Below are 6,647 nucleotides of genomic sequence, written 5' to 3' on the forward strand. Positions count from 1 at the left end.
CCCGAAAGTCCTGCTCACTCCGATACCGTGCCGTCAAAGGCCCAGGCGAAGATCATTTTCGCTATAAGCTAGAGGGCCGGCGCTGTCGAAAGCCGCGACAGATAGGCCGCCCTCAGCGGAGTGAAGACCATTTATTCGGAATTCAAGTGGATGAGACACGCGCCCTGTCAATAGTGCCGCTGGCTGCAGCATGGCGAAGTCCTTGTTGTTGTATATTTCCGAGTGATAAACTTCTTCATATCGCTTGTATCGCTCTCGGTCGAACGGCGGGGTACTGACCGCTCGAGCTACAACTCCAACGCGGGCGATCTCGATCGTATTGGTTTTTTCCCGCGACACATAGCAGAACGCGAGTGGTTCAAGGTAGCAGGCCCTCAGGAACAGGTCGATGGCTGCAATACTAACGAACCAGGTGGCAAAGCCATTGTAGAGCGTCCCATCTGGCCGCGTCGCGTGGAAGAACGAGACATCGTCCGACACCGCGGCGGCCGTTTCGAGAACAACCAACCCGCCCTGTTTGCACAACTTGCGGTAGGTCATGAAATGGTCGACCGGGTTCATGACGTGATACATCACTCCGGATGACAGCACGACATCAAAGCCGAACTTCGTTTGCTCCGAGGGGCCAATTTCCAGGCCGTGTGAATAGGTTTTTGATGCTTGGAGTTCGAAGACGTGCTCAGCAAGCCGATGAAGCGGTACCTCGGGAAAATAGTTGAATTGGACCCCGTGTGCGCGTTGGACTAGGGTCACTTGGTCGGTTCGATCAATCGCGTCAGTGGAGAGGACAGATGCCCCACTCTTTGCCATAATCGTTGACATCGCGCCTTCCATCGCGCTGATATCAATCGCCGTCCTTCCTTTCAGGTCTATATTGCCCAGCATTTTGCGGGTAAGAGCGATGTTGTTGAACTCAAAGCCCTTTGTAAACACCCCTGGGCTGAGCTCGATTGAGTAATACCACTGAAGACGCTCCCAGCCTTCGAGAATAGTGTTCACCTGAGCGTCGTTCAGCATCCAAAATGCTCCAAGCCGGTTCCCATCAAGCAAGCGTCATATCAGGTATTGCCGGCGTGTTGCAAGTTCAACGTTGCCTCCGTCGCGCGTCATGCTGCTTAGGTACGTGCGTTTCTAACTAGATCACAACAAGGAAATGACTATGAACAGAGCAGCGTTCTTCGCGGCACTGCGCGTTTTGCTCTGGTAAGCAGCCCGACCAACCTGAAAGCGCTGACAAGCTGATCGGGCGCTTCGCCTGAAACGTCATGAAGGGGTCGCTCCAGGCTCAAGGTCAGCCATTGTGACTACTGACACGCCGCCTAACACATTGCGCGTCGATTAGTTCCGCATCGCCATCCAACAGATAAGCCCGATCTGCCAGAACGCAAAACCGGCAGATCGAGCCGTTCAGACTGAGTGAAAAAGAAGTCAAATTCTTTGTCAGGCTTTGCCGACGCAGGGAGTCGGCACTCGGCAGTTTTTTCAGAAAAATGGCAACAAAAAGGAATGACCATGGCTGCACAGGTGAAATTCGTGCCTCGGTCCGAAGGCTTCAGTTCTGGTTTGATTTTGGCGGGACCATCGAATCAGTGCTGAAGCGAGAACGGCTCCCCCTCGATCGCCAGAACAGTCGAACAGATCGTTGCGCTGGCTTCTACGACAACCTTCATAAAACCATGCAGAACGGACGGGCAGGGAACGTCAATGGCGGATGATATGAACAACGGTAACGATGCTTCTCGGCACTACCAGGATGCAATGCAGGCGCAGCTTGGCGAGCGAGTTACCAATCTCGGCCGCCGGCAGACTGATCTCGAAGCGGAAATGCGTTCGGGCTTCAAACAGATGGAAACCGCACTTAGCGGCCTGGCCAATGAGACGCGGAGTTCAATCGCGGCGCATTGTCGACCACGATCGCAGAGCGGAACAAGCCACAGTGGCAAGCGCTCGGCGTGGCGTTGACCTTCTGCACGCTTCTCGGCGGCTTGGCCTATTGGCCTATCAACACCGCGACGACCGATCTAAAGGCATCAGTGCTGGCCATCACTGGGCGAATGGTATCGCGGCAGGAAATGGAATGGCGACAGGCGAGGGGCGCCGAAGACCGGGCCCGGATGGAAGTGTCGGTCAAGTCCCTGCAAGAGGATCAAGTGCCCCGGAAAGAGCATGAGCGTGTCTGGCAATCGTATGACCAGGAGATAACCAATGAGCGCGAATCCCGCATGGCATCGAACCAGAATAGCGCCAGATTGACGAGATAAAGCAGACACAGTCCGGCTTCTTCGGTCAACGCGTTGAACATGCAAGTTCTGGATAGGCTCGAGCGGATTGAGCGCGATCGACGCGCGGGAGGCCCCTGAATAGGATTTGAATAATTATTGCTGGATTTGCAAAAGCCTCGGTCATGCCGGGGCTTTTTAGGCCCTGCGTGTAGGATACCGCCGACGCCCCCACCTCGTCGGCTTCCCGGTCGGCGGTCCACGTTCTGGTTCATCGACATAGTTGCCGGCTTCCTTGGCCGCCTGGATGAATGCAAAGCGCGCCGATCCGGGCGAGAGGTTCCCTTCCAAACAGGATAGCAGAGCGCGTTTCGCAGCCGTCAGGATCTCGCTTTCTTCAATCGGCCAATCTGCGAGAATCATTTCTGCGGCTTGGAGTGCCGAGGTGACGACGCGCATCCTGCCTAGCTTGCTGGTCATGATGCGCACTTCTTTGAAGGGTTTTTCGTCCATCAGCGCGAAACGGGAAGCGCTCGGCCTCGGTTCCGTCATGCGTTCTAGTCAAATTTTACTAGGAACGGCAGCACAGGGCCCGGAAACCGCGCATCATCGCATCCGGCGCCGCACTATAAAAAATACACAAACGGTCACAATGACGGCAATGGCGGCTAAGGGATACATAAGAAAATTGGGGGTCCGCCGCTTCCCGGAGAGGGATGTCGGCACCGGACCCCTGCCGAAGAGCGCCACGCTCCCCGACGCGATATGAACCGTTTACGATGTCGGAAGTTCCACTAGGGTGGGAGGGTCCCACCCGGATTAGGAGGCACTGGCATTAAGTAGGCGAGCCCAATGTCCCGACCTGCCGGAACACAATACAAGGCAGGCGGGTCCGACACAGTGGGCACTATAGTCAGCACCTAAAGCGTGCGCCTGCATGGTGAACAAAAAGTGAGGCCTGACGCTTTGACCCGGAGAGGGGGAGTCGGTCGCCAGACCTCGTGCCGAAGGGCGTCACCCTAACGACACGCTATGAACAGCGGTAAGCGAGAAAAGTTCCTCGGCCGGTGAGGCTTGGCCTCATTGCGTCCTGGAAGAATACCTTCAGCCAAGCCTCTGCTGACGATCCTTAGATCAGCGCCTCAATTATACTGCCAAATGACACCTCACATGCAAGCACTGCGACCTGAAACGGATATTCCCGATCAATCATCCCTGCAGGTGGCTCGCCTCGGCTCCTGGTCATGTCATTCTCTTGACGTGAGCGTCTTCGGCTTCCAGCCACGGGCAAAGCCATGGCCCATAGCGATGCAAGCGTAATGGAGTTTCTTCATCAGGAACTCACGTTCGGACAGCAGCGTCCGGATGGCGGCATGCGCGTCACCATTGTGCTTGGTGAGCAGCTGATCAACTTCATCATCATCATCTTCTAGAGCCGGTTCGCTCATTGGCCTCTCCGTTTGAGACGAGCCTATCCGTCCCCATTTCAGATAGAGGTTTTTCAGTTTCAAATTGTCGGTTGAACGGCCGTCGCTACCGTGTAGGTTCTATATTTGTTCTGGTGAAGCGGAGAGTCAAGACCAACAATTCTGGAATTGCCATGGTGGACGGATGGGTCGTAAGGCCATAAATTCGCCGAGGCGCACGCCAACGTACACCGTATTCAAGTGCAGCATGTCCCCGAAGCTAAGGACAAAAGCTCAATTCAAACAGGTTTGGGATCAACCCAGCTGCGCCCGGGCGCTCCACATGTCCTTAAAGGCAGAGCGCTCGTGACAACGCTCGTACCAGGCCACAACATTTGGGTTGGGTCCGGTCAGTACCTCTTCGGTAATTGCGTAGCGCAGTATTTCCGCGACATTGAGATCGGCGACCGTGAAGCGGTTCCCCACGAGATAGTTTTGATCGGACAGATGCAGGTTGAGGATTTGGAAAGGGCGCTTTAGCATGCTTGACGCTAAGGCAAGCGTTTCTTTTCCCGACGGCGTATCCTGCTGGCCGGCATCGTGAACGTAGACAATTTTGATTGCGTGCGGTTCGACTTCATTGACTGCCCAAAACGACCACATCTCAATCAATCCTTCTTCCTGCACGCTTTGAGCGCTGATCGATCCGCGATGCTTCCGCGCGAGGTAGAGATTAATTGCGATAGATTCCCACAACACCAGTCCATCGTCATCTACTATTGGAATCTGCCCATTCGGATTGACCCGAAGAAACTCTGGAGACAGGCTATTGAACTTTGCGTCGGAGGCGTGCGGATCATCGAGCAGCCTTGCCTGGACCACGGGTACGGCCTTGAACTCGATGCCGAGTTCCCTCACCATCCAATAATTGCGCGATGCACGCGATTTATAGATGCCATAGATTATCAGCATAGATCGCTTCCCCATCAACCGTTAGAATCCAGCATGAGGGAGATTGGTGACTTCGTCCAATTAAGATTTCTCGATACTTCGGCCCCACCCGCATCAATCAGGGTCACCAGCGCAGCCCATGCGTGCGCCCCTTACAGCAAGAATTTAGTGGTGGTGCAGCGCCATGCACAAGGACTCGCGCCCAGGTTGAAGTGCTCGGCGTGCGGATCAAAGCAGCTTGGTCTCAGTGCAACGCCGTATTGATGATGGTGTGGCAGTGCGCCTTGTAAGTCATTGATATCTAGTGCCAGACTTCGCTGCCACACCGATCCTGAAGTCGCCCTTAACTCCTCGGCGTATATTTTCGGTCGTTCCGGGCGACAATATTTGCTGCACCGTAGTACACCGCCACGTCGCTACGAGCCAGCGTCATAAAAATCTTTGGTGTTATTGGTTCCCTTCGTCAAGCTTCGGCTTTGTTCCCTGCAAATCCCGAACGGACCGCTTTAGTAGTTCCGCTGCTTCCACGCCTAGGGCCTCAGCCAGCCGGTCCACCACATCGATGCTGGCGTTATACACGTTGCGCTCCAATGCACTGATATAGGTGCGATCGATGCCCGCCCGGTGCGCAAGCTCTTCCTGGGACAGATCTTTCGCCTGTCGCAGAGTTCTCAGGTTGCGCGCAAATATCTCTCGGATTCCCATAACCACGAGAGCAGACTCTTGAAGAGTATTTAACCACGGAGTATTCTCTACAAACGACAGCGTCTGGAGGACCAGTTTGGTGGTTGAGTTTGGGCAAAGAAGACTCGGCTTGGGTTCATCCTTCTCTTCGCGGTCGGCACTCAGCCGCCGCAAATTAGTAGGGATAGGACGCGCGAGCGGAATCATAATGCGATGGCTGAGGTGTTCTTTCGACTATTCGGCCTCATACACCCGGATCCGATGGAGAACGACCGTTATCTTACGGGAATTGCCCGCCGACTTGCGACCGCGCCGTCTTGCCAAATGCCTTGCCCAGCACCTCGCGGAAGATGGTCCGGACACGGCAGTTATCAACGGGGCATAGTGAGCATCGAGCGCAAAGTGCCGTCACCCGATTTGGTATGGGCCGTCGACCTCGATGCCGAGACCCTCTTGCTCAGTTGCCGATCCGCGGATCCTTCGAAGGTTCAGTCGGGATATACGGCGAGACTTTCATTTTACGGGGAGTGACAGATGCAGCACCGGAAGATCCAGCTGACGGAAAGGCGGCCGCGTGAGCCGCAAGCGTCCGCGGGCGACTTGCCACATGCTGCTGATCTTTATGTCGGGCGTCAGGTCGCCGCCGTGCGCGTCCATTCCGATGTAACGCAGGCTGAGCTTGCCCGCGCTGTCCGGGTAAGTCCCCAGCAACTGCAAAAATACGAGAACGGCAAGAACCGCATCAGTGCGTCGATGCTGTTTGAAGTCGCGACATTCCTCAGCGTGCCTGTCGGGCGTTTCTTTGAAGGGCTGCCGGGCAATGCAAAGATTGAAGGGGAGGTGGCCTCGCTGCCGGTCGACGAGCGGATCACATTCATAGCAAGCAGCGAGGGGCGCCGGCTGATTGAAGGGGTGATGCGGCTGCCTCCCCGCACACGCCGCCGCGTATCCTCGCTCATTGCTGCCCTTGGCGAAGAATTGTCTGCTTTGGTAGGGGACAAGAGAGGCCATCCGCCGAAATCTGAGAATGGGCACAGCGGGGTACCGGACACATATGGGGCAGGGCGGAGAGGTTCTGCATCCGATGAGAATGGGGGCAGGGCATGACGATCTCCGGGCCGCAGCCTGCCTTCAAGGTCGGTGACTGCCGGACAACCTCCCATGACAAGAGGTCATGGCACCGCGTGGAGGCCGACCTCGTCCGGCGTACCGGGCTTAAGAAAGAGGAGACGGCGATCACTTCCAGCCGGCATGTTGTCCTTCTCAATGTGCAGGGCAACTCCGAGCGCGGTGAATACTTCATAGATGGCAGGAACGCCGGGTTTGTACCCCGAAAGCCCGGCGCAATCCTGTTTGTTCCCGCCGGATGCAGCTGGCGGGGCTGGGA

General features: G+C 55.9%; 9 protein-coding genes. 3 read left to right on the forward strand and 6 right to left on the reverse strand.

Annotated elements, in window-relative coordinates; genetic code table 11:
* Positions 1-33: 33 nt before the first annotated feature.
* The gene (locus C7476_RS21525) at positions 34-1,017 is read right to left on the reverse strand and encodes a class I SAM-dependent methyltransferase (RefSeq protein WP_114431897.1); all 984 of its coding nucleotides are present in this window, start codon (positions 1,015-1,017) and stop codon (positions 34-36) included.
* A 687-nt stretch (positions 1,018-1,704) separates the two neighbouring features.
* Between C7476_RS21525 and C7476_RS28845 the strand changes: the two genes are divergently transcribed.
* Complete coding sequence (locus C7476_RS28845; RefSeq protein WP_245426468.1) at positions 1,705-1,962, forward strand: hypothetical protein; 258 nt, start codon at positions 1,705-1,707, stop codon at positions 1,960-1,962.
* Entirely contained in the window at positions 1,953-2,261 is a 309-nt protein-coding gene (locus tag C7476_RS28850) for a hypothetical protein (protein WP_245426470.1), read from the forward strand. Before C7476_RS28845 ends, C7476_RS28850 begins: the two co-directional genes overlap by 10 nt.
* Before the next feature lie 156 nt (positions 2,262-2,417).
* Here C7476_RS28850 and C7476_RS21535 read toward each other — a convergent pair whose 3' ends face one another.
* From C7476_RS21535 to C7476_RS21550, 4 genes are all read right to left on the reverse strand, one after another.
* Positions 2,418-2,699, reverse strand: a complete 282-nt coding sequence (locus C7476_RS21535) for a DUF982 domain-containing protein (RefSeq protein WP_181872548.1) — start codon at positions 2,697-2,699, stop codon at positions 2,418-2,420.
* A gap of 767 nt (positions 2,700-3,466) precedes the next feature.
* Complete coding sequence (locus tag C7476_RS21540) at positions 3,467-3,667, reverse strand: hypothetical protein (RefSeq protein ID WP_114431899.1); 201 nt, start codon at positions 3,665-3,667, stop codon at positions 3,467-3,469.
* A gap of 273 nt (positions 3,668-3,940) precedes the next feature.
* A complete protein-coding gene (locus C7476_RS21545; RefSeq protein ID WP_114431900.1) occupies positions 3,941-4,597 on the reverse strand; it encodes a glutathione S-transferase family protein in 657 nt (218 codons plus the stop codon).
* Between the two features lie 426 nt (positions 4,598-5,023).
* Positions 5,024-5,281, reverse strand: coding sequence for a helix-turn-helix domain-containing protein (locus C7476_RS21550; RefSeq protein WP_114431918.1), 258 nt, complete (start codon positions 5,279-5,281; stop codon positions 5,024-5,026).
* Positions 5,282-5,794: 513 nt separating this feature from the next.
* On the opposite strand from C7476_RS21550, the gene C7476_RS21555 reads away from it, so the two are divergent.
* Positions 5,795-6,367: a helix-turn-helix domain-containing protein gene (locus C7476_RS21555; protein WP_114431901.1), complete on the forward strand. Its 573-nt coding sequence runs from the start codon at positions 5,795-5,797 to the stop codon at positions 6,365-6,367.
* Positions 6,368-6,432: 65 nt separating this feature from the next.
* Here the strand turns inward: C7476_RS21555 and C7476_RS28305 are convergent.
* Positions 6,433-6,647: hypothetical protein (locus C7476_RS28305; RefSeq protein ID WP_181872549.1), on the reverse strand; the 215-nt coding region annotated here is incomplete at its 5' end.

Source organism: Phyllobacterium bourgognense, from assembly GCF_003337575.1.
In the GTDB taxonomy this organism is placed as follows: Bacteria; Pseudomonadota; Alphaproteobacteria; order Rhizobiales; family Rhizobiaceae; genus Phyllobacterium; species Phyllobacterium bourgognense.

Excerpts from the sequence above, each read along its gene's own strand:
- C7476_RS21525 (WP_114431897.1), bottom strand. The coding sequence starts at position 1,017 with ATGCTGAACGACGCTCAGGTGAACACTATTCTCGAAGGCTGGGAGCGT.
- C7476_RS28845 (WP_245426468.1), top strand. The coding sequence starts at position 1,705 with ATGGCGGATGATATGAACAACGGTAACGATGCTTCTCGGCACTACCAG.
- C7476_RS21535 (WP_181872548.1), bottom strand. The coding sequence starts at position 2,699 with ATGACCAGCAAGCTAGGCAGGATGCGCGTCGTCACCTCGGCACTCCAA.
- C7476_RS21540 (WP_114431899.1), bottom strand. The coding sequence starts at position 3,667 with ATGAGCGAACCGGCTCTAGAAGATGATGATGATGAAGTTGATCAGCTG.
- C7476_RS21545 (WP_114431900.1), bottom strand. The coding sequence starts at position 4,597 with ATGCTGATAATCTATGGCATCTATAAATCGCGTGCATCGCGCAATTAT.
- C7476_RS21550 (WP_114431918.1), bottom strand. The coding sequence starts at position 5,281 with ATGGGAATCCGAGAGATATTTGCGCGCAACCTGAGAACTCTGCGACAG.
- C7476_RS21555 (WP_114431901.1), top strand. The coding sequence starts at position 5,795 with ATGCAGCACCGGAAGATCCAGCTGACGGAAAGGCGGCCGCGTGAGCCG.